21 protein-coding genes are annotated in these 25,746 nt (G+C 71.4%); 6 read left to right on the forward strand and 15 right to left on the reverse strand.

Features of this window, described 5'->3' with window-relative positions; translation table 11 throughout:
- Positions 1–186 precede the first annotated feature (186 nt).
- The 4 genes from PUR53_RS44485 (at position 187) to PUR53_RS44500 (ending at position 4,600) form a co-directional block, all read left to right on the forward strand.
- Entirely contained in the window at positions 187–1,620 is a 1,434-nt protein-coding gene (locus PUR53_RS44485) for a Cys-Gln thioester bond-forming surface protein (protein ID WP_329899465.1), read from the forward strand.
- A 212-nt stretch (positions 1,621–1,832) separates the two neighbouring features.
- A complete protein-coding gene (gene ettA, locus PUR53_RS44490; RefSeq protein WP_078937042.1) occupies positions 1,833–3,497 on the forward strand; it encodes an energy-dependent translational throttle protein EttA in 1,665 nt (554 codons plus the stop codon).
- Positions 3,498–3,503: 6 nt separating this feature from the next.
- Positions 3,504–3,914 (forward strand): acyl-CoA thioesterase, encoded by a 411-nt coding sequence (locus PUR53_RS44495; RefSeq protein WP_239754361.1) that lies wholly within the window; start codon positions 3,504–3,506, stop codon positions 3,912–3,914.
- On the forward strand, positions 3,911–4,600 hold the full coding sequence (locus PUR53_RS44500) for a hypothetical protein (protein WP_329912288.1): 690 nt from the start codon (positions 3,911–3,913) through the stop codon (positions 4,598–4,600). The genes PUR53_RS44495 and PUR53_RS44500 overlap by 4 nt, the downstream gene beginning before the upstream one ends.
- Positions 4,601–4,624: 24 nt before the next feature.
- Here PUR53_RS44500 and PUR53_RS44505 read toward each other — a convergent pair whose 3' ends face one another.
- The gene (locus PUR53_RS44505; protein WP_329912289.1) at positions 4,625–5,038 is read right to left on the reverse strand and encodes a globin; all 414 of its coding nucleotides are present in this window, start codon (positions 5,036–5,038) and stop codon (positions 4,625–4,627) included.
- Between the two features lie 124 nt (positions 5,039–5,162).
- Here PUR53_RS44505 and PUR53_RS44510 point away from each other — a divergent pair, with 124 nt between their 5' ends.
- A complete protein-coding gene (locus tag PUR53_RS44510) occupies positions 5,163–6,143 on the forward strand; it encodes a methyltransferase domain-containing protein (RefSeq protein WP_329912290.1) in 981 nt (326 codons plus the stop codon).
- Between the two features lie 90 nt (positions 6,144–6,233).
- Here the strand turns inward: PUR53_RS44510 and PUR53_RS44515 are convergent, their stop codons facing one another.
- From PUR53_RS44515 to PUR53_RS44530, 4 genes are all read right to left on the reverse strand, one after another.
- Positions 6,234–8,012, reverse strand: coding sequence for an FHA domain-containing protein (locus tag PUR53_RS44515; protein WP_329912291.1), 1,779 nt, complete (start codon positions 8,010–8,012; stop codon positions 6,234–6,236).
- Positions 8,013–8,157: 145 nt separating this feature from the next.
- On the reverse strand, positions 8,158–9,504 hold the full coding sequence (locus PUR53_RS44520; protein WP_329899470.1) for a vWA domain-containing protein: 1,347 nt from the start codon (positions 9,502–9,504) through the stop codon (positions 8,158–8,160).
- Between the two features lie 181 nt (positions 9,505–9,685).
- On the reverse strand, positions 9,686–11,002 hold the full coding sequence (locus PUR53_RS44525) for a PP2C family serine/threonine-protein phosphatase (RefSeq protein ID WP_329899471.1): 1,317 nt from the start codon (positions 11,000–11,002) through the stop codon (positions 9,686–9,688).
- A gap of 3 nt (positions 11,003–11,005) precedes the next feature.
- Positions 11,006–13,273, reverse strand: a complete 2,268-nt coding sequence (locus tag PUR53_RS44530) for a tetratricopeptide repeat protein (RefSeq protein WP_443080438.1) — start codon at positions 13,271–13,273, stop codon at positions 11,006–11,008.
- On the opposite strand from PUR53_RS44530, the gene PUR53_RS48450 reads away from it, so the two are divergent.
- The gene (locus PUR53_RS48450) at positions 13,257–13,544 is read left to right on the forward strand and encodes a hypothetical protein (RefSeq protein ID WP_443078218.1); all 288 of its coding nucleotides are present in this window, start codon (positions 13,257–13,259) and stop codon (positions 13,542–13,544) included. The genes PUR53_RS44530 and PUR53_RS48450 overlap by 17 nt on opposite strands.
- Positions 13,545–13,593: 49 nt before the next feature.
- On the opposite strand, the gene PUR53_RS44535 is transcribed toward PUR53_RS48450, so the two are convergent.
- The 10 genes from PUR53_RS44535 to PUR53_RS44580 form a co-directional block, all read right to left on the reverse strand.
- A complete protein-coding gene (locus PUR53_RS44535) occupies positions 13,594–14,919 on the reverse strand; it encodes a hypothetical protein (protein WP_329899473.1) in 1,326 nt (441 codons plus the stop codon).
- A gap of 81 nt (positions 14,920–15,000) precedes the next feature.
- Positions 15,001–16,032 carry a glutamate ABC transporter substrate-binding protein gene (locus PUR53_RS44540; protein ID WP_329899474.1) on the reverse strand — a complete coding sequence of 344 codons (1,032 nt, stop codon included), beginning with the start codon at positions 16,030–16,032 and terminating at the stop codon, positions 15,001–15,003.
- 35 nt (positions 16,033–16,067) lie between these two features.
- Entirely contained in the window at positions 16,068–17,537 is a 1,470-nt protein-coding gene (locus PUR53_RS44545) for a hypothetical protein (RefSeq protein ID WP_329899475.1), read from the reverse strand.
- Positions 17,538–17,813: 276 nt separating this feature from the next.
- Positions 17,814–18,770, reverse strand: a complete 957-nt coding sequence (locus tag PUR53_RS44550) for an N-acetylglucosamine kinase (protein WP_329912373.1) — start codon at positions 18,768–18,770, stop codon at positions 17,814–17,816.
- A gap of 110 nt (positions 18,771–18,880) precedes the next feature.
- On the reverse strand, positions 18,881–20,146 hold the full coding sequence (locus PUR53_RS44555) for a 6-phospho-beta-glucosidase (RefSeq protein ID WP_329912293.1): 1,266 nt from the start codon (positions 20,144–20,146) through the stop codon (positions 18,881–18,883).
- A gap of 7 nt (positions 20,147–20,153) precedes the next feature.
- Positions 20,154–21,044 (reverse strand): carbohydrate ABC transporter permease, encoded by an 891-nt coding sequence (locus tag PUR53_RS44560; RefSeq protein ID WP_329899477.1) that lies wholly within the window; start codon positions 21,042–21,044, stop codon positions 20,154–20,156.
- On the reverse strand, positions 21,044–21,985 hold the full coding sequence (locus PUR53_RS44565) for a carbohydrate ABC transporter permease (protein ID WP_329912294.1): 942 nt from the start codon (positions 21,983–21,985) through the stop codon (positions 21,044–21,046). Before PUR53_RS44565 ends, PUR53_RS44560 begins: the two co-directional genes overlap by 1 nt.
- Positions 21,986–21,991: 6 nt before the next feature.
- Positions 21,992–23,329: an ABC transporter substrate-binding protein gene (locus tag PUR53_RS44570; protein WP_329899479.1), complete on the reverse strand. Its 1,338-nt coding sequence runs from the start codon at positions 23,327–23,329 to the stop codon at positions 21,992–21,994.
- A gap of 162 nt (positions 23,330–23,491) precedes the next feature.
- Positions 23,492–24,727 carry an ROK family transcriptional regulator gene (locus PUR53_RS44575; protein WP_329912295.1) on the reverse strand — a complete coding sequence of 412 codons (1,236 nt, stop codon included), beginning with the start codon at positions 24,725–24,727 and terminating at the stop codon, positions 23,492–23,494.
- Positions 24,728–24,907: 180 nt separating this feature from the next.
- Positions 24,908–25,744: a hypothetical protein gene (locus PUR53_RS44580; protein WP_329912296.1), complete on the reverse strand. Its 837-nt coding sequence runs from the start codon at positions 25,742–25,744 to the stop codon at positions 24,908–24,910.
- Between the last annotated feature and the right edge of the window lie 2 nt (positions 25,745–25,746).

Genomic DNA, 25,746 nt, shown 5'->3' on the forward strand with positions numbered 1-25,746 from the left:
CGATAAGCGCTGTTCGTGGGCTGTGCAACCGATAACGATTCCGATTCGGATCGGTTGTCCGACGATACGACTGGGAAGAGCGGTGCGCCGGATCCCTAGGATGCCGGACATAGCTCACGGGGCTTCTGATTCTGCTGGTGGGACCACACCCCCCACGTCAACGGGTCCTGCTCGAAGGGAAATTCTGTGGTTTCTTGGTTCTCGGCGTCGCTCTCCGGTTGGTCCGGGCGGGCCGCGCGCAGGCGAAAGGCCGGCCGTCTCGCCGCCGTCTCGCTGGCGTCCGGCCTCGCCGTCGCGGGGGCGATCGTCACCGCGAGCCCGGCCACCGCCGACGAGGCACCGCAGAGCTCCGGCGGGGCGACCGCCACCATAGGCGGCCTCAAGACGTACGGGACGGCCGTGCTCCGCACCGACGAGGGGCAGGAACAGCAGCTCCCCGCAGGGCTGTTCGAGATGTTCGTCGACGGCGGCGGCACCCTGCAGACCTACTGCGTCGACGTCCAGAACCCGACACAGAAGGACGCCACGTACCAGGAGACCCCCTGGAGTGGCACCTCGCTGGGCGCCAACAAGGACGCGGGCAGGATCCACTGGATTCTGCAGAACTCCTACCCGCAGGTGAACGACCTCGCGGCGCTCGCCGGCAAGGCCGGGGCCAAGGGCCTTACCGAACAGGACGCGGCCACCGGTACGCAGGTGGCGATCTGGCGGTACTCCGACGGGGCCGACGTGACGGCCCTCGACCCGGAGGCGGAGAAGCTCGCGGACTACCTGGAGAAGAACGCGCGGAATCTGGCGGAGCCGGCCGCCTCCCTCACCCTCGACCCGCCGGCGCTCTCCGGCCGTGCCGGTGAGCGGCTCGGCCCGGTCACGGTGCACACCAACGCCGACGGCGTGACCGTGACCCCGCCCTCGGACGCGGCGGTGGACGGTGTGCAGGTCGTCGACGCCGACGGTGAGGCCGTGACCTCGGCCGGCGACGGCAGTGAGCTGTACTTCGAGGTTCCCGAGGACGCCGCGGACGGCACGGCCGAACTGACCGTGCAGGCCTCGACGACCGTCCCGGTCGGCCGTGCCTTCGCCTCCGAGACCCGCAGTCAGACCCAGATCCTCGCGGGCTCCAGCGAGTCCACGGTCTCCGCGACGGCGACCGCGCACTGGGCCGAGAAGGGCGCCATACCCGCACTGTCCGCCGAGAAGAACTGCGCCGAGGGCGGCCTGGACATCACGGCCGCCAACGAGGGTGACAAGCCCTTCACCTTCGAGCTGATGGGGATCACGTACACCATCGAGGCGGGCGGGACCAGGACGGTGACCATCCCGCTGCAGGAGGACCAGGCGTACGACTTCACGATCAAGGGGCCCAACGGCTACGCGAAGCAGTTCCGGGGCGTGCTCGACTGCCGTACCGAGACCGAGGCCGGTGCGAGCGGTGACTCGGTCCAGACGCTGAGCGAGCCGAGCCCGGCGACGGTCGGAGGCGGCGCGGTGACCGACACCGGGACCGACCTCGCCGAGACCGGCAGCTCCGGGGCGACCCCGGTGATCGGCGGCATCGCCATCGGACTGGTCGTGATCGGCGGCGCGGTGATGGTCGTCCTCCGCAAGCGGAACCCCTGACGGGGACGTCAGGGAACAGCTCCTTGGCAACTCAACAGTGAGTGACCGCGCGGTGACACGTGCGTCGGACGCGGCCCCGGTACGCCTTCCAGGCATCGGGGCCGCGTCGCTCGTGCGGGGGCTTCACCATCCGGTTTCCGTCGAGGGCTGGCCGTGCGGCAAGATGGGTGGCACTGCCCACTGCCAGATCTCAAATTGCCGGACGGTTTCTCTTGGCTGAGTACATCTACACGATGCGCAAGACACGCAAGGCGCACGGCGACAAGGTGATCCTTGACGACGTCACGCTGAGCTTCCTGCCCGGCGCGAAGATCGGTGTGGTCGGCCCGAACGGTGCCGGTAAGTCCACCGTCCTCAAGATCATGGCGGGCCTGGAGCAGCCGTCCAACGGTGACGCGTTCCTGTCGCCCGGCTACACCGTCGGCATGCTCCTGCAGGAGCCGCCGCTGGACGAGTCCAAGACGGTCCTGCAGAACGTGCAGGACGGCGCCGCCGAGATCATGGGCAAGCTCAAGCGCTTCAACGAGGTCGCGGAGCTCATGGCGACCGACTACTCGGACGCGCTGCTGGACGAGATGGGCAAGCTCCAGGAGGACCTGGACCACGCGAACGCATGGGACCTGGACACCCAGCTGGAGCAGGCCATGGACGCCCTGGGCTGCCCGCCCGGCGACTGGCCCGTCACCAACCTCTCCGGTGGTGAGCGCCGCCGCGTCGCCCTGTGCAAGCTGCTGCTCGAGGCCCCCGACCTGCTGCTGCTCGACGAGCCCACCAACCACCTGGACGCCGAGTCCGTGCAGTGGCTGGAGCAGCACCTCGCGAAGTACCCCGGCACCGTCGTCGCCGTCACCCACGACCGGTACTTCCTCGACAACGTCGCGGGCTGGATCCTGGAGCTCGACCGCGGCCGCGCCATCGGCTACGAGGGCAACTACTCCACGTACCTGGAGACCAAGCAGACCCGTCTCAAGGTCGAGGGCCAGAAGGACGCCAAGCGCGCCAAGCGGCTCAAGGAAGAGCTGGAGTGGGTCCGCTCCAACGCCAAGGGCCGCCAGGCCAAGTCCAAGGCGCGTCTGGCCCGCTACGAGGAGATGGCCGCCGAGGCCGACAAGATGCGGAAGCTGGACTTCGAGGAGATCCAGATCCCGCCGGGCCCCCGACTGGGCAGCGTGGTCGTCGAGGTCAACAACCTCAGCAAGGCCTTCGGCGAGAAGGTCCTCATCGACGACCTCTCCTTCACGCTGCCGCGCAACGGCATCGTGGGCATCATCGGCCCGAACGGCGCCGGCAAGACCACCCTGTTCAAGATGATCCAGGGTCTGGAGGAGCCCGACTCCGGTTCGATCAAGGTCGGCGAGACCGTCAAGATCTCCTACGTCGACCAGAGCCGCGAGAACATCGACCCCAAGAAGACGCTGTGGGCCGTCGTCTCCGACGAACTGGACTACATCAACGTCGGCCAGGTCGAGATGCCCTCCCGGGCGTATGTCTCCGCGTTCGGCTTCAAGGGACCGGACCAGCAGAAGCCGGCCGGGGTGCTCTCCGGCGGTGAGCGCAACCGCCTCAACCTGGCGCTCACCCTCAAGCTCGGCGGCAACCTGCTGCTCCTCGACGAGCCGACCAACGACCTCGACGTCGAGACCCTGTCCTCGCTGGAGAACGCGCTGCTGGAGTTCCCCGGCTGCGCCGTGGTCGTCTCCCACGACCGCTGGTTCCTGGACCGGGTGGCCACGCACATCCTCGCCTACGAGGGCGAGTCCAAGTGGTTCTGGTTCGAGGGCAACTACGAGTCGTACGAGAAGAACAAGATCGAGCGACTCGGTCCGGACGCCGCCCGTCCGCACCGCGCCACCTACAAGAAGCTGACCCGGGGCTGATCGATCTTGCGGCACATCTACCGCTGCCCACTGCGCTGGGCGGACATGGACGCGTACGGCCACGTCAACAACGTGGTCTTCCTCCGCTACCTGGAGGAAGCCCGTATCGACTTCCTGTTCCGCCCGGAGAAGGACTTCAAGCAGGGGTCCGTGGTGGCACGCCATGAGATCGACTACAAGCGGCAGCTGGTCCACCGGCACCAGCCGGTGGACATCGAGCTGTGGGTCACGGAGATAAGAGCGGCGTCGTTCACGATCACCTACGAGGTCAAGGACCCGGACCAGGTCTACGTCCGGGCCTCGACGGTGATAGTGCCGTTCGACTTCGCGACGCAGCGGCCCCGCCGGATCACCTCCGAGGAACGTGAGTTCCTGGAGGAGTACAGGGACGACGAGGCGGAGGCCGTCGCCGCATGACGGTGCTCCACCTCGCCGACGAGGGGGAGGCGGCGGATCTCGCGGCCTTCCTCTCCCGGCTGCTCCACTACGACCGTGGAGCCGCGGTGCGCCTCCAGGGGGCCGGCACCGCACTCGCCGTGTTCGGCCGGCCACCGTCCTTCGAGGTCCTGGCGATCCGGGCCGTGCGCCTCGCCAAGCCGTACGAGAACGGGCTCGACGTCACGCTCGACGAGACCGTGTCGGCCGGTGAACTCCTGGAGTCCATCGACGAGTCCGCCGGCACGGCGGTCGTGCCGGCGGCGGTGACCGGACCGCCGTGGGCCGGTGTGCTTCCCCCCCGCGGCGGCTGGCGGCCGGAGGCGGGGCTGCCCGCACCGGACGCGCTACGAGCGATGGTCTCCGCCGCGGTACGTGAATTCCGGTCCCGGACCGAGGAGTTGCCGCCGGAACACCGGACACGGGCCGAACTGGACCGGATCGGGCGGGAGATCTGGTCCCGGACGGTCGGGGACACGCCGCTGCCGGTGCGCGCCGTGCACGCGGCCCAGTCGCTGGGCTTCCTCCGCACCCCGCGCGCGTCCACACCCGAGTCGGCGACACCGGGACTGTTCTCGTCGGGCGCGTGGCTCCGGCTGCGCACACCGTACGGGTCGATCGCCGTACGCAGGGCGGGACTGGGGACCCTGGGCGTCACCGTCCGCTGAGCCCGCCGACGGGGGAGTTCCCGCCTAGCCCGGGGCGTTCACCATCGAGGCGGCCGCGTAGGTGAGGTAGTTCCACAGGGTGTGCTCGTGTTCCTCGGAGAGGCCGAGGTCGTCGACGGCGTCGCGCATGTGCTTCAGCCAGGCGTCGTGGGCGGCGCGGTCGACGGTGAAGGGGGCGTGGCGCATGCGGAGGCGGGGGTGGCCGCGGTTCTCGCTGTAGGTGGTGGGGCCGCCCCAGTACTGGATCAGGAACAGGGTGAGACGGTCCTCGGCCGGGCCCAGGTCCTCCTCGGGATACATGGGCCGCAGGATCGGGTCCTCGGCGACACCCTCGTAGAAACGGCGCACGAGACGCCGGAAGGTCTCCTCGCCACCGACCTGCTCGTAGAAGGACTGCTCCTGAAGCGTGCCGCGCCGAATCTCATTCACGTTCCCCATGGTCTCAGACGCGGCGGCGGAGGACTTGAGGCTTAGGACCACCGCGTACGGGGCGGACCGGTCGATTCCGGACGGGCGGGCCGGGGTGCTCGCCTCTGGAGGCGTCCGGCCGCACAGTGGAGGTATGGGCACGCACACTGTGGACCACGACTTGGAACGTCTCGCCGCCGAGGCCCGAGGGGCGCTGGTGCGTGAGATCGAGGCGAGCGGGGCGTGGGACGCCGACCCGGAGTGGCGGAAGGCGTTCGAGAGCGTCCCCAGGCATCTCTTCGTCCCGTACTACTACGTGGGTGTCCTGGGCGGCTTCGAGCGGCTGTGGGGCGAGGAACGGGACCTCAGGCGGCGGGCCCGCTGGGTGCGGGGCGCGTACGCGGACACGCCGCTCGCCACGCGGGTGCGGGACGGGGAGCTGATCTCCTCCAGCAGTCAGCCGTCGCTGATGGCGAAGATGCTGGCCGAGCTGGAGGTGGAGGACGGCGACCGGGTGCTGGAGATCGGCGCCGGCACCGGTTACAACGCCGCCCTGCTCGCGCACCGGCTGGGGGACGACCTGGTCACGACCGTCGATCTGGACGCCGACATCACGGAGGCGGCGCGCAGGCATCTGGACGCCGCCGGGTACCACCCGACCGTGGTCACCGGGGACGGGGCGCGCGGGGTGCCCGAGCGGGCGCCGTACGACCGGATCATCGCGACCTGCACCCTGCACTCGATCCCGCACGCCTGGCTCGCCCAGTGCACCCCCGGCGCGCGCATCCTGACGCCGCTGGCCACGGGGCTGGTGCGGCTGCGGGTCGAGGACGCCGAGCACGCTGAGGGGCGCTTCCTGCACACCTCCGCGTACTTCGTGCCCCTGCGCGGGGGCAGTGAGCCGGAAGCGATCCATCCGCATCTGGGCGGACTGCCGCACCGGGCCAGGGACCACGAGCTCTTCCGGTTCCTGCTGGCCCTCACGGCGGCCAGTCTCGACCCGCACGAGGCGCTGGCGCTGTGGCAGCGCGAGGGGATGCCGTCCCGTGAGCGCTACGGCATCACGGTCCGCGGCGACCACGCCTGGGCCTGGCTGGACGACCCGGAGGGCCCGTACGCCTGGCCGCTGCCATGACCGGGGCCCCGGGAGGGGCGCCAACGGCTCAGGGCCGACCGATGTGCTCGGTCGGCCCTGAGCCGTCGCGCTGCCGCGGGGCGGGGGCGGTCAGCCCCGGCGGATCGTGATCGTCGTCCACGCGCCCACGTGGACCCGGTCCCCGTCCTGGAGGGGGATCGGGACGAAGGGCTGGATGGGGTCCTCGGAACCGTTGACCGTGGTGCCGTTGGTGGAGTTCTGGTCGACGACCGCCCAGCTGCCGTCGGGCTGCTGCACCAGCACCGCGTGCTGGTGGGAGACGCCCGGGTCCTCCGGCGGCACCGAGAGATCGATGTCGGGGGTGTCGCCGGTGGAGTGGCGGCGCCGTCCGATGGTGATCTGGTTGCCGGTGAGGGCGCGCCGCTGTTCGGGGGAGTACGCGGGCAGGTTCAGGCCGGCGGCCTCGGGGCCCGAGCGCTGCATCATCGCCATGAAGTAGTCGCGGTCGGGGCCGATGGTCGCGCTCCAGGTCGTCGGCGCCTGTGGGTACGCGGGGCCGGGCGGGGCCTGGGTGGCGCCGGGCTGCGGGTAGCCGTAGCCACCCGGACGGGCACCCGCACCGCCGGGGCCGCCGGGGCCCGCGGGGCCACCGGGTCCGCCCGGGCCGGTGGACGGCGGGGAGATCACCCAGTCGTCGTCACCGCCGAACGCGGGGCCCCCAGGACCTCCGGGACCTCCAGGACCCCCGGGGCCGCCGGGCTGCGGTCGCCGGGTCTCCTGCGGGAAGCCGGGCGGGGCGGAAGCCCCCGCCTGCTGGAACGCCTGCGGCGCCCCACCGGGACCGCCCTGACCGCCACCGGGACCCTGACCGCCCCCGGGACCCTGACCACCGGGGCCGCCGGGCCCACCAGGCGTAGGTCCGGGCGGTGGCGGAACCGGTCGTGAGGGGTCGCCGCCGAAGCCGGAAGGACCGGGGCGTGAAGGGTCGCCGCCGAAGCCCGAGGGGCCGGGACGCGAGGGGTCACCACCGAAGGCCGAGGCCCCGGGGCGCGACGGATCCCCGCCGAACGCGGACGGACCGGGCTGGCCCGGCCCGGGCTGCCCCGGACCCGGCTGTCCCGAAGGCCCGCCGCCGAACCCGGAGGGACCCCCCGGCCCGGACGGGCCACCGGGACCGCCCGGACCCCCGGGGCCACCCGGGCGTCCGGGTCCACCGGGACCCTGACCGCCGTGGCCCCCGGGTCCACCGTGACCCTGATTGCCATGATTCCCGGGCCCACCAGGGCCCCCGGGGCTGCCCGGTCCGCCGAACCCGCCGTTTCCGCCCGGCCCTCCGGGGCCGCCCGGACCCGACGGCTCGCCGCCGAACGGCGGTCCCGGTGGGATCGGCTCGGCGGGACGGTTCACCTGCGAGGGGCGGGAGCTCTGGTAGTCGTACCCGTCACCGCCGCCGTAGGACGGCGGAGGCGGCTGCTGGAAGCGCAGCGCCGGGTTGCCGCCGGCGCCGGGACCGCCCGGGCCGGGGCCGGGGCCGCCGGGACCAGGGCCAGCCGGACCCGGTCCGGGCGCCGGCGGCCGCGGCGCGGCCGGCGTGTACGTGGTCGCCGTGTTGGTCAGGAAGTTCCACCGGCACTCCTCGCAGAAGGGCGCGCCGCCCTCGCGGGGCGTGCGGCACTGCGGGCAGAGCTCCGGCTCGGCGGCGAGGTGCGGGCGTCCACCTGGACCCCCAGGTCCCCCGGGACCGCCCGCGCCGGGAGGCGGGGGCGGGGAGCCGGGCGGCGGGTATCCGTAACCGGCGCCCGGGGGCGGCGGTGGTGGCGGCGGGGGTACGGCACCGGCCATACGGTGACCGCAGACCTCGCACCAGTCGTCGGAACCCGACTGGTGTCCGTTCGGGCAGGTCGGCATGTCGGCGCTTCCCCCTCTCCTTTCCGGCCTCACGGCCGGTTCCTGTGGCCGCGACGGGCCGGTGTGGCCGCTTCCGTCCGGATCCCCGGTGGGGGAGCCAGGCTCTGTGCAGCGGTGTTTCCGGGTGTTTCCTGTTTGCTTACAGCTACTTCTTTACACGAACAGTCTTTGTCGACCGTGTCTCGAGAGTCATCTCGTCGGCCTCCGTGACCTTCGCCTTCAGTCGCACAGTACCTGTCGCCGCGTCGACCACGTCCACCACCTTCGCAAGCAGTTTCGCAGTATCGGCGTTCCCCGAGGCGCTGGCGAGCTGAACGGCACGGCCGAGCTTGGCCGTTGCTCCGTCGAAATCTCCGGATTTGCGGGCGTCCAAACCCTGCTGGATGACTTGTGCCAGTTCGGCCTGACCTGTGTAGTGCGCGACCTGGGGGTTGATCGACGTGGACGCGACCATGTCGTCGGTCCACACGGCCTTCACCAGACCTTGGGCGCCGAGGTTCTGCGCGGTGCCGTCGGGCTGCGGGATGACGAGGGAGACCCGGGCGGCCAGCATCTCCTGGCCGAGGTTCGCGGCCGGGACCTCGACGCACACGTGGTAGTCGCGGGACTCGTCCCCCCACGAGCCGGTCGGGTAGTCCCCGGCGCGCGGTCCGGCCTCGGTGCGACGGTCGGTCAACTCCTCGACCGTGGGGGCCACTTGCTTCACGAACTTGATCTGTGTGCCGACCGGGGTCCACAGTCGCAGCGCGACGTCCGCGACCTCCTTGCCCATGGCCGTCTCCATCATCTGTGTGAAGTCGGCGGACAGGGCGGCCGGGTCGGCGACGATGTCGGCGGTGCCGAGCAGCGCGGAGGCGATGCCCGTGACCTCTTTCACCTCCCAGTCGGTGCCCACTCCACGCGCGTCACACGTGAACCGTCCGGCACAGGCGTCCAGCGCGGCCTTCAGGTCCTCCGGGGACTCGTGCTCGTTGCGGCCGTCGGTGAGCAGGATGCCGTGACGAATGGCGACGTCCGCCGAGGCGAGCAGCCGGTCGGCGAGCTTCAGCCAGGTGCCGATGGCGGTGCCGCCGCCCGCGCTGAGCCTGCGCAGCGCCTGCTTGGCCTGCTCGCGGGTGGCGGAGTCGGCGACCGCCAGCCGGCCCCCGCCGGGATAGACCTCCCGGGCCACGTGGGTGCCGTCGATCACGGCGAAGTGGACGCCGTCGCGCAGGGTGTCGATCGCGGCGGCCGTCGCGTCCCGGGCGTTGCGCATCTTGGTCGGCGGGTAGTCCATCGACCCCGAGCAGTCGACCATGAGCGCCACGGCGGCGGACGGGCCCTGCCCGGGCGAGTACAGGTGCGGTGCGGCGACCGCGCTGCCGATGGTGCCGCCGCCGGTCGCGCTGACCGTCACGATGGCGTTCACCTCACGGCCGCCCTCGGGCAGGTACTCGTTCTGGTACACCTCGACCGAGAACTGCGGCACGTTCGACTTCGAGAAATTGGCCATGCCTACTCAGATCCCCCTAGCAGCCCCACTGATGGCCCCACGGCACGTGGGGTGATGACTGTCGTGCCCGTCCCGGACCGGTCCCCTCCGGTCCGTCGGCCTTCCCGTCCGGCCGCCGAGACGCCCGCGCGCACCCGTCCCACGAGCGCCCGGCTCGTGAGCACCCGGCCCGCGAGCACCCTCAGGCCGATCCTGCCCCCTGAGGAGGGGCCGGGAACGGCAGGATCGCCACTGTTACGTTGTCGTGGCCACCTCCGTCGAGGGCGCGGCCGACCAGGACCTGCGCGCAGTGCAACCGCCGCTCGGCCGCGTCCAGGGGCACGGCCTCGGCCATGTCCTCGGCGGCCTCGGCGTAGTTCCACAGTCCGTCGGTGCACACCACCACTACACCCGGCCGGTCCGGCTTGAAGGAAGCGGTGTGCGGCTCCAGTTCGTACGCGTCCGCGCCGAGCCAGCCGGTGATCGCGTGGGCGCGCTCGTCGGCGTAGGCCTCGGCCTCGTTCATCAGTCCCGCGGACACCATCTGCGCCGCCCACGAGTCGTCCTCGGTGAGCCGGGCCGGGGGTGCGCTGCGGTCCACCGGTACCCAGTAGGCGCGGCTGTCGCCGACCCAGCCGACGACGAGGAGGCTCGGGGTGACGATCGAGCCGACGATGGTGCAGGCCGGCGCGTTCTGGTGCGGGGTGTGCTCCTGGGCCGTCTCCGGTTCCTCGGCCAGGGCGTTGACGGCGGTCGCGGCGGCGATGATCGCGTCGTGCATGGCCTGCTGCGGGTGGGTGCCGCGCGGCAGCGAGTCCAGGACCGTCTCGTTGGCGGCGCGGGCCGCGGCGAGCGAGGCGTCGTCGGGGCGGGTCGCGGAGGACACGCCGTCGCAGACGATCGCGACGACCGCGGGGGAGCCGTCGGGCAGCGCGGTCGAGGAGATCGCGAACGCGTCCTCGTTGCGGTGGTGGCGCAGGCCCCGGTCGCTGACCGCGGCGACCGCGCCCAACTCCAGTTCCATGTGGTCGCGTTCCCGGGGCTGGGCGTGCCCGCAGTTCTCGCAGTAGCCGTCCCGGTCGACATGTCCCGCGCGGCAGGCCACGCACACCTTCATCCCGGCCGGAGGGGTGGCGAGGTCGGTGGTGCGCGGGTCCGGCGGCTGGGGCGCGGCCAGCGGGTACTCGTCGGGCTCGCGGGGCCGGTCGAACCGTACGCCCCGCCCCGGTCCGGGCAGTTCGCCGCCGCCGGAGTCGGTGCCCGGGATGTCGGTGGGGCGGACCACCGGCGGGGGCGTGTCGGAGCTGGGCGGGGAGGCGAGCGGCCAGTCCACGGGCGACGCCGCGTCGGGCGCGTCGCCCGCCGTCCCGTTCATGGTGAGCGTCGGGTGATCCCCCGGCGGTACGGGGACGGCCGAGAGGTCATGGCCGCACGCACCGCAGAAGCGGTCGTCCGAGGCGAGGGGCCACTCGCAGATCGGGCACTTCGTCAGCGCGGTCGGCTGGGGCATCTGCGACATCAACTACACCCACGTCCGGGGGCGGTAACGGTTGGCACGTTCCACCAGGTCGATCCTCTCCTCGCCGCCTTGGGCGAGCCGGGCCAGTGTGCGGTACGACCGCTCCAGTCCGAAGCGGAGGCCGCGCTCGTCCAGCGTGCTGCCGAGCAGCACCCGCTCGCCGGCCGGGGGCGCGGCACCCTGGCTTCCGGAGAGTACCCAGTCCAGGGCGCAGCCGAGGACCTCTGTGGACAACTGCTCACGGCGCACCGCGTCCAGACCGTACCCGCCGAGCGCCTCGACCTGCCCGGCGGCCGCGGTCAGATCGTCCAGGAACGGCGCGTCCGGCGCGGTTTCGGCGGTCCCGGCCGAGGGCGGCGCCGCTACGGCTCCGAGCGTCGCCTCCGTACGGTGTCTGAGCCGCGCCCGTACGGCGGCGACCCGGGCGGCGGTGTAGTGGATCGACGCCTCCGGTACGGACTCCAGGGTCCGGACGGCGTTCTGCCGGTCCCCGGCGGCCAGCCGCACCCGGGCGAGCCCGAACGCGGCGCTGACGAAGCTGGGGTCGGTCGTCCACACCAGGCGGTAGTACTCGGCGGCGTTGTCCAGCTGCCCCAGCACCTCGGCGCACAGGCCGAGGGCCAGCTTGGGGGCCGGCTCGCCCGGGAAGGCGTCGTAGATCGCGTCGAAGGACAGCGCGGCGTTCTCGTGGTCGCCGGTGGCGAGCGCGGCCACGCCCCGGTACCAGACCACCCGCCAGTCGTCGGGGTGGTCCCGCTCCAGGGCGTCCAGGGTGGCCAGGGCGATGGTGAACTCGGCCATCTCCAGGCGGGCCCGCAGCTCGCGCAGCCGCAGCTCCAGCGAGCCGCTGGGGGCCGCGTGCAGCGCCGTGATCAGCTCGGTCGGCGCGGAGGTCATCAGCCCCGCCAGGAACCCGGCGTTGGGGTCCCCCGGGTCCACGCGCGGCACGGGCAGCGCGAGGGCCGCGGCGGCGGTGTCGAGCTGTCGGGTGAGCCGGGGGGCGGGGACGGCGGCGCCGGCGGTCAGCAGCGGGGGCGTACCGGAAGGCGAACCACCGTTCCTGGTGGTCGGCTTGTCGCGGCGCGTGCCCAGCCGGGACACATCCCCGTCCAGCTTCGCGAACAGCTCCGTGTCCGTGACCTTCACCTCGGGCCCGAAGATCGTCGACAGGGCGGGACGGGCCCGGCCCGTCTGCAGGGAGACGACCTCCCGCAGGACACCCGTCAACTGCTCCGACATCTCCTGCGCGGAGGCGAACCGTCGGGCCGGGTCGGGGTCGGTGGCACGTACCAGCAGCCGGTAGAAGGACTCGTACTGGCGGAAGACCTCGATGTTGTCCGGGTCGGGCAGGGAGTCCACGAACACGTTCGTGTAGCCCTGGAAGTCGAAGGTGAGCACCGCGAGCGTCCGGGCGACCGTGTAGAGGTCGGAGGCGACCGACGGGCCCACGTCGGCGACCTCGGGGGCCTGGTAGCCGACGGTGCCGTAGATGGCCGACTCGTCGTCGTCCATCCTGCGGACCGCGCCCATGTCGATCAGCTTGAGCTGGTCCTCGGTCTGGATCGCGTTGTCGACCTTGAAGTCGCAGTACAGCAGGTTGCGGCTGTGCAGGTGACCGAGCGCCTCCAGCGCCTCGATGCCGTACGCGCACGCCTGCTCCACCGGCAGCGGATCGCGGCGCCCGTCGGCCGTACGGCGGCCGTTGGCGATCTCCTTCAGCGACTTGCCGCCGACGTACTCCATGACGATGTACCCGTCCAGCGAACCGGTGCGCTGGTCGAGGTGCTCGACGAAGTTGTAGATGCGGACGATGTTGTTGTGCTCGATCTCGGCGAGGAAGCGGCGCTCGGAGATCGCGGCGGCCATCGCGTCCTGGTCGCCCGTGTCCAGCAGGCCCTTCAGCACCACCCAGCGGTCCGACACCGCCCGGTCTATGGCCAGGTAGATCCAGCCCAGGCCGCCGTGCGCCAGACAGCCCACGACCTCGTACTGGCCGCGCACGATGTCGCCCGAGTGCAGCTTCGGCACGAAGGAGTACGGGTGGCCGCACTTGGTGCAGAAGCCCTCCGTGCGCCCCGGCCGCTCTCCGCGCGCCCGCCCGACCGGTGCCCCGCAGTCGGAACGCGAGCAGAACCGCTTCCGCTCGGGCACCTCGGCGCTCTCCAGGACCATCGAGCGCGGATCCGGGCGCGGCACGTCCGGAACCTGGACGAGCCCGACACCGAGCCGCGCCCGCCCGGAGGAACTGGCGGTCTTGCCGGAGCTGCGCACCGATACCGAGCGGCCCGTCGACCGGCCCGACAGGGCACGTGAGAGCCGGCCGGAGACCGAGCGCCGGGACTGCGAGGAGCGCGCGGACGAGCGCGAGGAGCGCGAACTGCTGGAACTGGAGCCGCGCGAGCCCCGCCCGCCCCCGGTGATGCCGGTGGGCGGCGAGTTGACCATGCCGCTCGCCGAGACGACCGGCGCCAGACCGCACTCGTCGCAGTACAGCTCGCCGCCGCCCACGTCCTCGTACGAACCCGAGCAACCGGGGCGCTGACACGACTGCCGCGCGGCCTCTTCGCCTGTCGGGCTCTCCTGTGTCTGACTCACGACTGCTCCTCCCTCCGGTCCTGGGGCGCACGCCGGGCCGGCACCGACTGGCCCAGCAGCTCGGCGGCGGCCTGCTGGTAGCGCAGCACCGCCATCTCCGCGACGCGCAGATCACACGGGGCGCTCCACAGCATGCGGCGCGCCGCGTCGTACCGCTCGACCAGCAGCGAGTCCTCCGCGAAGCCGTGCCGGGCGACCTTCGCCTTGTAGGCGTCGAGCCGGCCGCGCAGCTCCGCGCGGACCGCCAGCGGCGCGGTGACTGCCGTCAACGACTCGCGGGCCCGCAGCAGTTCGTCGTCGGCCTTCTGCTCCAGGGACTCCAGGAGCGGGGAGAGCCGGTGCCACTGCGCGTGTCTGCGGTACTCCGCCGCCATCGCCAACTGCTCCTGCAGCACCGTCGGCGGGCCGCTCACCACGGGCACCTCCGTCGCGGCGATCTTCGCCAGCACCTCACCGCGCGCGCTGCGCGCCTCGGCGAGCGTGCGGTCCGCGCGGCTGAGGACGTCCCGCAGCTTCATCAGCCGGGCCTCCGCGTCCTGGCGGACCGTCAGCACGGCGTCGATCTCCCGCCGCACGTCCTCTAGGGCCCGTGCCTCACGGTCGTACGTGGAGGTGTCCGGGCGGCCGCCACCGGGCGCCGAACTGCCCGGCGTGGGCACCCAGAAGGCCAGCGGGTCCGAGACGACCTGCTCACGGAGCCGGGTCAGGGTACGGGTGATCCGCTCCAGGTCGTCGCCTGCCGGGTGCTCGCCGGGGCGTACGCCCACGGAGTGCGCGAGCTGACGGGTGCGCTGGAGTTCGGCGGCCAGGAGATCGATCCTGGCGGGCAGCGCGGACCACACCGCGTCGGCGGCCACGACCATGTCCAGCGAGGCCGCGTACAGGTCGTTCATCCGGTCCACCAGCGTGGCCAGCGAGAACTGTTCGCTGAGGCGGGTCGTGCCCTGCAGCGTCGGCGCGTTCGCCATCGCCGTCGTGGACCCGGCGACCGTGACCGCCTCGCCGCGCAGCAGTTCGGTCAGCTCCACCAGGTCCTCACGGCTGGACCAGCGGCGCCGCGAACGGATCTCCCGGGCGCTGTGCAACGCGTCCGTGTACGCGTCGAAGTACGCCCACAGCAGCGTGATCGACGCGTCCGCGGCGGTCCAGCGCTCCTTGGTGACGCCGGTCAGCTCGGCGCCTTCGAGCAGCCTGCGGCCCGCGTGGTCCTGCAGGGCGAGCAGCGAGGTCTCGATGGCCTCGTGCTCCGCGCCGAGCCGCGCGAGCGCACGGTCCACCTCGTCCCGGTCCATCACCGGCCCGGTGGATCCCGCGACGCCCATCGATCACCTCTCGCTGCTGTCGGTGTCCGTCAGTTGAATGCGGTCCTCTGAATGCGGTCCTCGTACATCGGTCCCGGTACGTCAGTCCCTGTACTGCTGGGGCGAAGGCGGCCGGGACTGCGCCGAGTCGTCGCCGAGCGTCCCGGACAGCCAGGCGTCGTACGAGTCCTGCCAGCCGTCCTTGAGGTAGTCCACCAGCACCTGATTGACCCGGCGTACCAGATCGTCCGCGTCCAGGTTCATCGCCACGCCGTAGTACTCGGTCGTGAACGGCTCGCCCTTGAGGTCGACGGTCGGGTCCTGCGCCGCCTGGCTCGCGGCGAGGGCGCCGTCGGTGACCACGGCGTCGACCTCACCGAGTTGGAGCCTCACCAGGCAGTCGAGTTGGTTGGGGACCGGGGGGTAGATGACGGCGGAGGCGACGAGGGAGCCTTTCTCCTCGTCGGCCGTCAGCCGCTTCCACGCGGTGGAAGTGGCCGCCGTGCAGATCGTCTTGTTCGCCAGCGTCTTGTCGTAGCCCTTGATCGTCGAGGACTTGGGCGCCAGCAACTGCTGGCCGGTCCTGAAGTACGGCTGGGAGAAGGCGACGTCCGCCATCCGGTCACAGTTGATGGTCATGGTGCGGACCACCATGTCGACCTGCTTCTCCTGGATCGCGTGGACGCGCTGGTTCGTCGGCACCGCTCGGAAACGGACCTTCGTCCGGTCGCCCAGGATCTCCTCGGCGATCCGGTGCGCGAGATCGATGTCGAAGCCCTCCAGCTCGGCGTCCGCCTTCGTGTTGTTCGGGTCGCGGTAGCCCCAGCGGAAGCTGTTCTGATCGATGCCGATCCGGAGATAACCACGCTTTTCGATCTCGGCGATCGTCGGTCCGGATTCGTTCCTGGAGGGGCGCAGACTCTGGTCCTGGGACGTGGCGTCCGTGCACTCGTCCGCCCGCGCCTGCGTGCCCCGGGCGACCCCCTGGGCGCCGGTGCCCGCCGCCCCGTCGCCGCGGGTGCCCTTCACCGGAAGCACCAGGGCGAAGACCAGGGTCAGGGCGCAGAGAACCGCCATCGCGCCCACGCCGCCCCAGCCCCTGAGACCGGCCCGCAGGCGCCGTACCGCATTCATCGCTCCTCCTTCCACCGAGTCTCCTCCCGCCGTCGTCACCGGTACTCCGAAAGCCTGCGCCCGATGCCCAGCACCGCGCCCGCCGCGCCCAGCACCGCCAGGACGGCGGCGCCCACGGGGAGTCCGAGCATCGCGTCACGGCCGCTCGCGGCCGCCAGCTCGAACTCGCTCTTCTCGTGCTTGCTCGCGGCGTCGAGATTGTCGTCGACCTCGTCGAAGCACTCGCCCGTCGGCTTGTCGCCCTGCGGGCACTCGGTCGTCGCGGCGCCGCCGATCACCTGGCTGAGGGCGCACTGGTAGTCGCCCTGCTCGTCGGCCTCGCGGGCGCTCCCGTGCCGAGTCAGCCACTCCGCCATGCCGGCGCCTGCGGCTTTCAGGGGCTTCTCGCCGCTGGCGTCGTCGGCGAGGCTCTCGGCGTCGGCCAGCTGTTTCCTGAGCGTGGCCATGCTCATGTCGAAGCGGAGGTCGAACTTGTCCACGACCTCGCCCTTGGCGTTCTTGTCGGTCTCCGCCCCCCGGCTGATGAGCGTCAGGTTCTCGTTGCCCCGGGCGGTGAGGGAGGCGATGCGGGCGTCGTTGAGGACGGTCAGCGACCGCACCCCGTGGTCGTAGGAGTCGTTCAGCCCGGCTCGGGCGACGGTGTGACCGCCGGCCAGCCACAGCAGGACGACGGTGGAGGCGGCGGTCGCCGCGACCAGGCCGTGGTTCAACACCCGGTTGGTGCGCCGGTAGTTGCGGCGCTGGGCCCAGACGAGGCCGCCGATGGCGAGGACCCCGAGACCGAGCGCGGCCCAGGGATAGGCCGTGGCTTCCGCGTAGTCGTCGCGGAGCCGCTCGTTCTCGTTGTCGTAGATGCTCTGCGCCTCTTCGAGCATGCCCTGCATCTTGTCGTTCGCGTAGCGCAGATAGGCGCCGCCCAGGGGGTAGCCCAGCCGGTTGTTGGCGCGGGCCCGCTCGACCAGGCCCTTGTACTCGGGCAGCAGGGCGTTCAGCTTGGCGATGCGTTCCTCGGAGTCGGAGCCGGACTCCGACGCGGTCGCGGCGAGAGCCAGCTGCTTAGCGGCCTCCCCCATCTCCCGCTCGTAGTCCTCCCGCGACTCCTCGGTCTCCTGGCCGCCCGCGAGGAATCCGCTGGAGGCGGCCGTGTTGGCAGCGGCCAGCGAACTGTAGATCTCGGCGGCGGCCGAGCTGAGCGGCTGGCTGCCGTGGAGCACGTCGTCGGCGGCGGCCGCGCGGTCGTTCATCTGCCAGGCGGTGACCGAGCCGAACGCGACGACCAGGAGGGCGAGGACGGCGCCGATGATGCGCAGCCGGCCGGGCTCGGTGGTCGCCGCGGCGCGCAGCCGGTCGACGCCCTCGGCGAAAGCGGTCCGGCGGGGCGGCCCGCCGTCCGGGGCCGGGGGCGGCGGCACGGGGGTCCTCGACGCGGGTGCGGCCTGAGGCGGCACGGCGGGGCCCGTGGGTGGTGCCGTCGGTGCCGCGCTGCCCTCCGGCGTGAATGTCACCTGACCTCCCCCTGGTCATCCGTCCATCGCTTCCGCCCGCTCGCACGGACAGAGGTGCACGGCCGCAAGTATCGCCGTCGGGACTGACAACGCACAGACCCTGACTCGATCTTGTTCCCCGATCGTGTCCGTAGGCGCTGTGCTTGTCGAATTCCGGCGCAGCACAAGGCTTCCCGCACCACCCCCTGCCCATGAATACGCGCTTCGATCGGGTTCGGTTCCCTGGGGGTTCGAACGTGTTCGCGGGGGAGATCCGGAGGTGGCGCGGGAGCGGGGTCAGCCCTTCTCGTAGTGCGCCCGCACGCGCGCGTGCACGTCGCGCGGCGCGCCCACGTGGTCGAGCCCGAGCAGTGCCGCGCCCAGCACCGGGGCGGCCGTGACCACCCGGGGGACCGCCTTGGGCGCGGCGGCGGCCAGTGCCTCGCGGATCCGGGCGTCGAGAAGGGGATGCCGGGCGGCGAGGACCCCGCCGCCGAGGAGGACGGGGGTCTCCTCACCGAGGAGGTCCAGGCGGGTCAGGGCCACCGTCGCCATGGCCACCACCTCCTCGGCCATGCGGTCCACCAGCGAGCGGGCCACCGGGTCGCCGTCGGCCGCCGTGGCGAAGAGGACCGGGGTCAGCTCATGACGGCGTACGGCCGGGATGTGCCCCAGGTGCAGGGCCTCGACCAGGGCGTACACGGTGTCCAGGCCGAAGTGCGCGGGCAGCGTCCCGGCGAGCGCGGTGGGACCTCCCCGGCCGTCCTCGGCGCGGGCCGCGTGCCACATCGCCTCCTCGGCCAGGCCCCAACCGCCGCCCCAGTCGCCGGAGATGCGCCCCAGCGCGGGGAAGCGGGCGGTGCGGCCGTCGGGGCGCATGCCGACGCAGTTCACGCCGGCACCGCACACCACCGCCACGCCCCGGGGCTCGGACACGCCGGCCCGCAGGATCGCGAAGGTGTCGTTGCGGACCTCGACGGTCGTGCCCCACGCGCGCGTGCGCAGCGCCGCCGCCAGCCCCTGTTCCTCCACGGGGAAGTCGGCGTTCGCGAGACACGCCGAGACATGGTCGACCGAGCCGATCCCGGCCTCGGCGAAGGCCCGCCCGACGATCTCCGCGAGGCCGTCGACCGCCGTGGTCACGCCGACCGTCGGCGGCTGGAACCCGCCGCCGCGCGCCATGCCCAGCACCTCCCCGTCGGGCGCGATCACGGCCACGTCGGTCTTGCTGTTGCCGGCATCGACGGCGAGCACACTCCCGCGCCAGCCCTCACGCCCGCGCCCGCCGCCGAGCGCGCTCCCGCGCACGCCCGCGCCCGAATTGGCGTGGGCGTCCTCGGGCGAACTCCCGCGCACGCCGTCGCTCATGCCCACGCGAGGTGCTCCCGGTTGTGTGCGAGCAGTCGGTCGGTGAGGGCCTCGGCGTACGCGTACTGGCCGATCAGGGGATGGGAGAGCAGAGCCCGGAACACTCGGTCCCGGCCGCCGCGCAGGGCCGCGTCGAGGGCCAGGTCCTCGTACGCGGTCACGTTCGCCATCAGGCCCGCGTACAGCGGATCCACGGTCGGCACCGGCAGCGGGACCGCGCCGTCCGGACCCACGGCCGCCTGCACCTCGATCACCGCGTCGGCGGGCAGGAACGGCAGCGTGCCGCCGTTGCGGGTGTTCACCACCTGGTACGGGCTGCCCCCGTCGCCCAGCAGCGACGCGGCGAGGTCCACGGCGGCCTCCGAGTAGAAGGCCCCGCCCCGCCGGGCGAGCAGCGCGGGCTTCTCGTCGAGCGCGGGCTCGGCGTACATCTCCAGCAACTCCCGCTCCATCGCGGCCACTTCGGCGGCCCGGGACGGCTTGGTCCCCAGCTCCCGTACGACCTCGTCGTGGGCGTAGTAGTAGCGCAGGTAGTAGGACGGGACCACACCGAGGCGGTCCAGCACCGGGCGGGGCAGACGCAGGTCGGCCGCGATCAGCTCGCCGTGGTCGGCCAGCAGCTTCGGCAGGACGTCCTCGCCCGCGGGGCCGCCGAGGCGGACCCCGGTCTCCCAGGTGAGGTGGTTGAGGCCCACATGGTCCAGGTGGACCTCGGCGGGGGCCACCCCGAGATGGGCGGCGAACTTCCGCTGCAGGCCGATCGCCACGTTGCACAGGCCGACCGCCTTGTGGCCGGCCCCGAGCAGGGCGCGGGTCACGATGCCCACCGGGTTGGTGAAGTCGATGATCCAGGCGTCCGGGTTGGTCCGGCGCACGCGCTCGGCGATGTCCAGGACGACCGGGACCGTGCGCAGCGCCTTCGCCAGGCCGCCGGCGCCGGTGGTCTCCTGACCGACACAGCCGCACTCCAGCGGCCAGGTCTCGTCCCGCTCACGGGCTGCCTGGCCGCCGACGCGGAGCTGCAGGAGCACGGCGTCCGCGCCCTCGACGCCCCGGTCCAGGTCACCGGTGGTGACGATGCGGCCCGGGTGCCCCTGCCGGGCGAAGATCCGGCGGGCCAGACCGCCGACCAGCTCCAGCCGGTCGGCGGCCGGATCGACGAGCACCAGCTCCTCGATCGGCAGCGTGTCCCTGAGCCGGGCGAACCCGTCGACGAGTTCGGGGGTGTAGGTCGAGCCTCCGCCGACCACGGTGAGCTTCATAGCTGTATCAACCCTTAACTCCGGTCAGGGTGACGCCTTCGACGAACGCCTTCTGCGCGAAGAAGAACACGAGGATCACGGGGGCCATGACCAGCACGGTCGCGGCCATGGTCAGGTTCCAGTCGGTGTGGTGCGCGCCCTTGAAGGACTCCAGGCCGTAACTGAGCGTCCAGGCGGCCGGGTTCTCGGAGGCGTAGATCTGCGGTCCGAAGTAGTCGTTCCAGGCGTAGAAGAACTGGAAGAGCGCGACGGCCGCGATGCCCGGCTTCGCCATCGGCAGGACGACCCGCAGCAGGGTGCGCAGTTCGCCGCAGCCGTCGACCCGGGCCGCGTCCAGGTACTCGTTCGGGATGGTCATCAGGAACTGCCGCAGCAGGAAGATGGAGAACGCGTCCCCGAACGCCATCGGGATGATCAGCGGCCACAGCGAACCGGACAGGTCCAGCTGCTTGGCCCAGAACAGGTACATCGGGATCACCACCACCTGCGGCGGCAGCATCATCATCGAGATGACCAGCATCAGCGCCAGACTACGGCCCCGGAAGCGGAACTTGGCGAGCGCGTACGCCACGGGCACGGACGACACGACGGTGAGGACCGTGCCGAGGCCCGCGTAGATCAGGGTGTTCCGCCACCAGGTCAGGAAGCCGGGGGTGTCCAGCACCTGCCGGTAGTTGCCCCACTCCCAGGTGTCCGGCAGCAGATCGCGGGTGAGCGCCTGCTGGTCGCTCATCAGCGAGGTGAGCACGACGAAGACGAAGGGCAGGGTGAAGAAGAGCGCGGCGGCCACGCCCAGGGAGTGGACGGCGATCCACTCCAGCAGGGCCCGGCGGCGGGCGGTCCGCTCGCTGGACGGCACGGCGGTCAACTCCACCGGCTTGTCGAGTACCTGGGTCATCACTCACCCGCTCCGATCAGTCCGCCCCGGCGCCGCATCAGCAGCGCGGTGAACACCATCGACAGGGCGAACAGCACGAGGGCGACCACGCAGGCGGAGCCGTAGTCGAAGCGCTGGAAGCCCAGGTTGTAGACGAGCTGGGGCAGCGTCAGGGTCGACTTGTCCGGGTAGCCCGGCTCGAACTGCTGCCCGGAGCCGCCGATGATGCCGGAGGCGACCTTCCCGGCCACCAGGGGCTGTGTGTAGTACTGCATGGTCTGGATCACGCCCGTGACCACGGCGAACATCACGATCGGCGAGATGCTCGGCAGTGTCACGAACCGGAACCGCTGCCAGGCCGACGCCCCGTCCAGCTCGGCGGCCTCGTACTGCTCCTTCGGGACGTCGAGCAGCGCGGCCATGAAGATGACCATCAGATCGCCCACGCCCCACAGTGCGAGCGCGGTGAGCGCCGGCTTGGACCAGGCGGGGTCGGTGAACCAGCCGGGCGTCGGCAGGCCCAGCCCGTCGAGGACCGAGTTGACCGGCCCGGTCCCGGGGTTGAGGAGGAAGACGAAGGCCAGCGTCGCGGCGACCGGCGGGGCGAGGTACGGCAGATAGAACAGGGTGCGGAACACACCCGTCCCGGTCTTGATCTTGGTGATCAGCAGACCGACGCCGAGCCCGAAGGCCACCCGGCAGGTGACCATGACCAGCACGAGCCAGAGCGTGTTGCGCAGGGCCGGCCAGAACATCGGATAGTCGTGGAAGACATAGGACCAGTTGCCGAGGCCGCGGAACTGGGGGGCGCCGAAGCCGTCGTACTTCATGAAGGAGAAGTAGACGGTGGACACCAGGGGGTAGGCGAAGAAGACGGCGAACCCGATGAGCCACGGTGACAGGAAGGCCACCGTCCGAAGCGCCGACCTGCGGCGCTTCGTGCGGAGAGTGAGCGTGGACACCGGGCGCTACTTCGCCTGCGCGATGTCGGTGTCGATCTGCTTCGCGGTCTTCTCCAGGCCCTTGCGAAGGTCCGTCACCTTGCCGGATTCGTACTGGTAGCCGAAGTCCTGCAGCGTCGTCTGGTACGTGGAGCCGTTGACGGAGGCGGGCGGGGTGTTCGAGTGCTTGTTCTGGGCGATGTCGAGGAAGGTCCGGAAGCCCTCGTCCACCTTCAGGTCGGGCGACTTCAGGGCCGCGAACGTGGACGGCACGTTGTGGATGGCGTTGGCGAAGGAGACGACGGCCTCGGTGTCGGTCGTCAGGTACTTCACCAGCTCCCAGGCCGCGTTCTGCTTCTCGCTCTGCGGGGCGATGCCGATGATCGTGCCGGAGAGGAAGCCCTTGCCGTACTCGTCCACCTCGTCGTCGGCCACCGGCATCGGGGCGGTGCCGATCTCGAAGTCCGTCCCGGCGGCCTCGGCCATCCCGAGCCGCCACTCACCGTCCAGCTGCATGGCCACCTGACCGGTCTGGAACGGGTGCTTGGCGCCCCACTCGTCGCCGAAGGTGTTCCGGTACTTCTCCAGCTTCGCGAAGCCGCCGAGCGAGTCCACGAGCTTCTTCTGGTACGTGAACATCTCCGCGAACGCCGGGTCCTTGGCGATGTTCGACTTGCCGTCCGCGTCGAAGTAGGCGTGGTCCCACTGCGACATGTAGTGGTCCACGACCGTCTCGTAGCCGTGATAGTTCGGCATGAAGCCCAGCTGGGAGTAGCTGTCGCCCTTGGCCTTGGTCAGCTTCTTCGCGACCTCCGCGAACTCCGACCACGTCTTCGGCGGCGCCTTGATGCCGGCCTTTTCGAACGCGTCCTTGTTGTAGTACAGCCCGTACGCGTCCCCCAGCAGCGGCAGCGCGCACCGGGTGCCCTCGAACTGGGTGTAGTCCAGCATCGGCTTCGGGATGATCTTGTCGAGGTCGAGCTTCGACTTCTCGATGAAGGGCTTCAGATCGGCGAAGGCCCCGGAGGAGCAGAACTTGCCGATGTTGGACGTGGTGAACGAGGACACGACGTCCGGCCCGTTCGAACCGCCCGCTCGCAGCGCCTGGTTGAGCTTGTCGTCGTTGATGTTCCCGACGACCTTCACCGTGATGTTCGGGTGCTGCTTCTCGAACCGGTCCACGTTCGCCTGGATCGCCTTCACCTCACCGGGCGCGCTCCACCCGTGCCAGAAGGTGATCGTCGTCCTGGCGTTCGGGTCGTCCGAGGCGGTGGACTCGGACTGCCCCGTGCAGGCGGTGGCGAGGAGAGCGAGGGAGGCGGTGGCGGCGAGAGCGATCGCCGCGTTCTTGGATATTCCGGACATGGCGGAGTCTCCTGAGGGAGGGGAGGGGTGACCTGGAAGGAAGGGGGCGCGCCCGGGAAACCCCAAGGGGCGCGAGGCTGTATCGATGTGTGGCTTCGCCGCGTGGGCGCGACCAGCCACGACGGGCCGGCAGTTGTCGAACGACCTGAAACGCGGCCGAACTCAGCGGAGCGTCAGCGTGTCGAAGACCTCGTCACGCGTGGCCGCGAGCGCGCTCTCCAACGCGCCCCGCAGTACAGGGTTTTCACGTACGTCACCGAGCACGAGCCGCGGCCGGGAAGCCGCCAGCTCCGCCAACTCGGCCTCGACGAGCGCCCGCAGCGGCTCACCGCCGGCGGTCAGCGCCGTACCGCTGAGCACGACGAGTTGGGGATCGAGTACGGCCACGAGCGACGCGATACCCGTCGCGAGCCCCGTGGCGTACGTGGCCAGAAGTTGACGGTGGGACCCGGAGTCGATGTCGGCGGCGCGGGCCACCAGCGCCGTCGCGACCTCGGCGTAGGGCCCGTCCGGGATAGGGGAGATCCCCAGTTCGCGGGCGAGCCGGGGAATGATCTGCGAACCGGCGAGTTCCTGGAAGCCGCCGCTGTTCGCCTTGGTGACATGGCGGACCAGCGGCACGCCGGGGACCGGCAGGAAGCCGACCTCGCCGGCGCCCCCGGTGAACCCCCGGTGCAGCCGTCCGCCGAGGACGACCGCGGCGCCGAGGCCGCCCTCGTTCCACAGCAGCACGAAGTCGTCGTGGCCCTTGGCCGAGCCCAGCCGTTGTTCGGCGAGCGCGGCGAGGTTCACGTCGTTCTCGTACTCCACCGGCATCGGCAGCGCGGCGGCGAGTTCGTCGAGGAGGGCGGGGGAGTGCCAGCCGGGCAGGTGCGAGGCGTACCGCAGCCGCCCGGTGGTGGGATCGAAGGCGCCCGGCGTGCCGATGACCATCCGGCGCACATCGGGCCGGGTGAGCCCGGCGGCCTTGATCGCCCCGTCGAGGGCGGTGGTGACCTGCCGTACGACGGGTTCGGCGGCGCGGCGTCCGGGGGTGGGGACGGCGTGCTCGCCGACCGTGCGGCCGGTGATGTCGGCGACGGCGGCCAGGACGCGTTCGGGGGTGACGTCGAGGCCGGCGGCGTATGCGGCGGTCGGGTCGACCGCGTAGAGCTGGGCGTTGGGGCCGGGTCGGCCCGTACCCGAGCCGCTGCCGGCGGTACCGGACCCGTCCGTGCCGGTGCCCGTGGCGATCACGAGTCCGGCGGCTTCGAGGCGGGCCAGGAGCTGAGAGGCGGTCGGCTTGGACAGTCCCGTCAGCTTGCCGAGGCGCGTCCGGGAGAGCGGCCCGTGCTCCAGCAACAGATCGAGTGCGGCGCGGTCGTTCATGGCGCGCAGTACGCGGGGGGTTCCTGCCATGGTCCGCCACCTGCCCAACTGTTAGGAAAGTTTCCTGTCGGATGCCAGGACGATAGGACTAGACCAGGTGAGCGTCAATATCCGGCCAACAAAAACCGCCCCCGGGCAACGGAGTCGTTACCTGGGGGCGGTGTCCGCAATGCGGGAGAGACGTTGCCTCGGGAGAGGCGTTACCTCATGTCACTTCACGTCGACGAAGTCCGCCGCGGACGTCACGGCCGCGGTGGTGGTCGTACCCGCGAACCTGTACCGGTAGGAGCCGTCCTTCGACGCCTTCACGGCGGTGGACAGGGCGCCCGCCGTGCCGGAGGTCACCGTCTTCACGTCCGTGTAGGCGGTGGCGCCCTTGGCCTTGAACTGGAGGGTCGCCTTCTGGCCCTTGTAGCCCGCGTACTTGCCGGTGCTCCAGTTCGCGCGGGTCAGCGTGCCCTTGACGGTCAGGCTCTTGCCCTTGACGGCCGGCTCGGGGGTGGCGTTGACGGTGGCCTTGGCGAGCCGCTGGAGCTTGGCGGTGCCGAGGTTGCCCCAGATGTCGCTCCCGAGGTGCATGCCGATGTGGTCGTCGGAGTCGTCGCTGTCCTCGGCCGCCTCGAAGTAGACGGCGGCGGCCTTCCAGGTGGTGGCGTCCGCGCCCTCGAAGAGGTACATCCGGGGATCGACGGTGAGCTTCGTCGAGCAGGACTCGGTCACCGTGGTGTCGGTCGTCGCCGTCGTGGTGCAGGAAGGCTTCTTGGAGGAGCCCTCGATGGCGTTGTCGGGCTCCGCGAGCCTGCCCCGGTAGAGGGCGATGCCCAGGGCGTTGTTCGTGTAGTCGATCTTGAATTCGGTCGGCCGGGTGAAGCTGTACGTGACCGGCACGGTGACGGCGGCCTTGGTGCCGACCACGATCGGCTTGCCGTTGTTGACCGTGATGGCGCCGAAGGTCAGGTCCGGCGAGTCGGCCAGCGCGGCGGGCGCGGCCAGGCCGGTGAGAGCCAGGGCGCCGGACACGGCGGCGCCTATGGCGAGCTTGCGCATGA

It is taken from the genome of Streptomyces sp. SP18BB07, assembly GCF_036322545.1.
GTDB classification, from domain to species: Bacteria; Actinomycetota; Actinomycetes; order Streptomycetales; family Streptomycetaceae; genus Streptomyces; species Streptomyces deccanensis.

Bases quoted from the DNA above. Each gene is read 5' to 3' on its own strand.
- PUR53_RS44575 (WP_329912295.1), bottom strand. From the start codon at position 24,727: ATGGCAGGAACCCCCCGCGTACTGCGCGCCATGAACGACCGCGCCGCA.
- PUR53_RS44505 (WP_329912289.1), bottom strand. From the start codon at position 5,038: ATGGGGAACGTGAATGAGATTCGGCGCGGCACGCTTCAGGAGCAGTCC.
- PUR53_RS44515 (WP_329912291.1), bottom strand. From the start codon at position 8,012: ATGCCGACCTGCCCGAACGGACACCAGTCGGGTTCCGACGACTGGTGC.
- PUR53_RS44560 (WP_329899477.1), bottom strand. From the start codon at position 21,044: ATGACCCAGGTACTCGACAAGCCGGTGGAGTTGACCGCCGTGCCGTCC.
- PUR53_RS44570 (WP_329899479.1), bottom strand. From the start codon at position 23,329: ATGTCCGGAATATCCAAGAACGCGGCGATCGCTCTCGCCGCCACCGCC.
- PUR53_RS44540 (WP_329899474.1), bottom strand. From the start codon at position 16,032: ATGAATGCGGTACGGCGCCTGCGGGCCGGTCTCAGGGGCTGGGGCGGC.
- PUR53_RS44525 (WP_329899471.1), bottom strand. From the start codon at position 11,002: ATGTCGCAGATGCCCCAGCCGACCGCGCTGACGAAGTGCCCGATCTGC.
- PUR53_RS44520 (WP_329899470.1), bottom strand. From the start codon at position 9,504: ATGGCCAATTTCTCGAAGTCGAACGTGCCGCAGTTCTCGGTCGAGGTG.
- PUR53_RS44555 (WP_329912293.1), bottom strand. From the start codon at position 20,146: ATGAAGCTCACCGTGGTCGGCGGAGGCTCGACCTACACCCCCGAACTC.
- PUR53_RS44510 (WP_329912290.1), top strand. From the start codon at position 5,163: ATGGGCACGCACACTGTGGACCACGACTTGGAACGTCTCGCCGCCGAG.
- PUR53_RS44500 (WP_329912288.1), top strand. From the start codon at position 3,911: ATGACGGTGCTCCACCTCGCCGACGAGGGGGAGGCGGCGGATCTCGCG.
- PUR53_RS44535 (WP_329899473.1), bottom strand. From the start codon at position 14,919: ATGGGCGTCGCGGGATCCACCGGGCCGGTGATGGACCGGGACGAGGTG.
- PUR53_RS44580 (WP_329912296.1), bottom strand. From the start codon at position 25,744: ATGCGCAAGCTCGCCATAGGCGCCGCCGTGTCCGGCGCCCTGGCTCTC.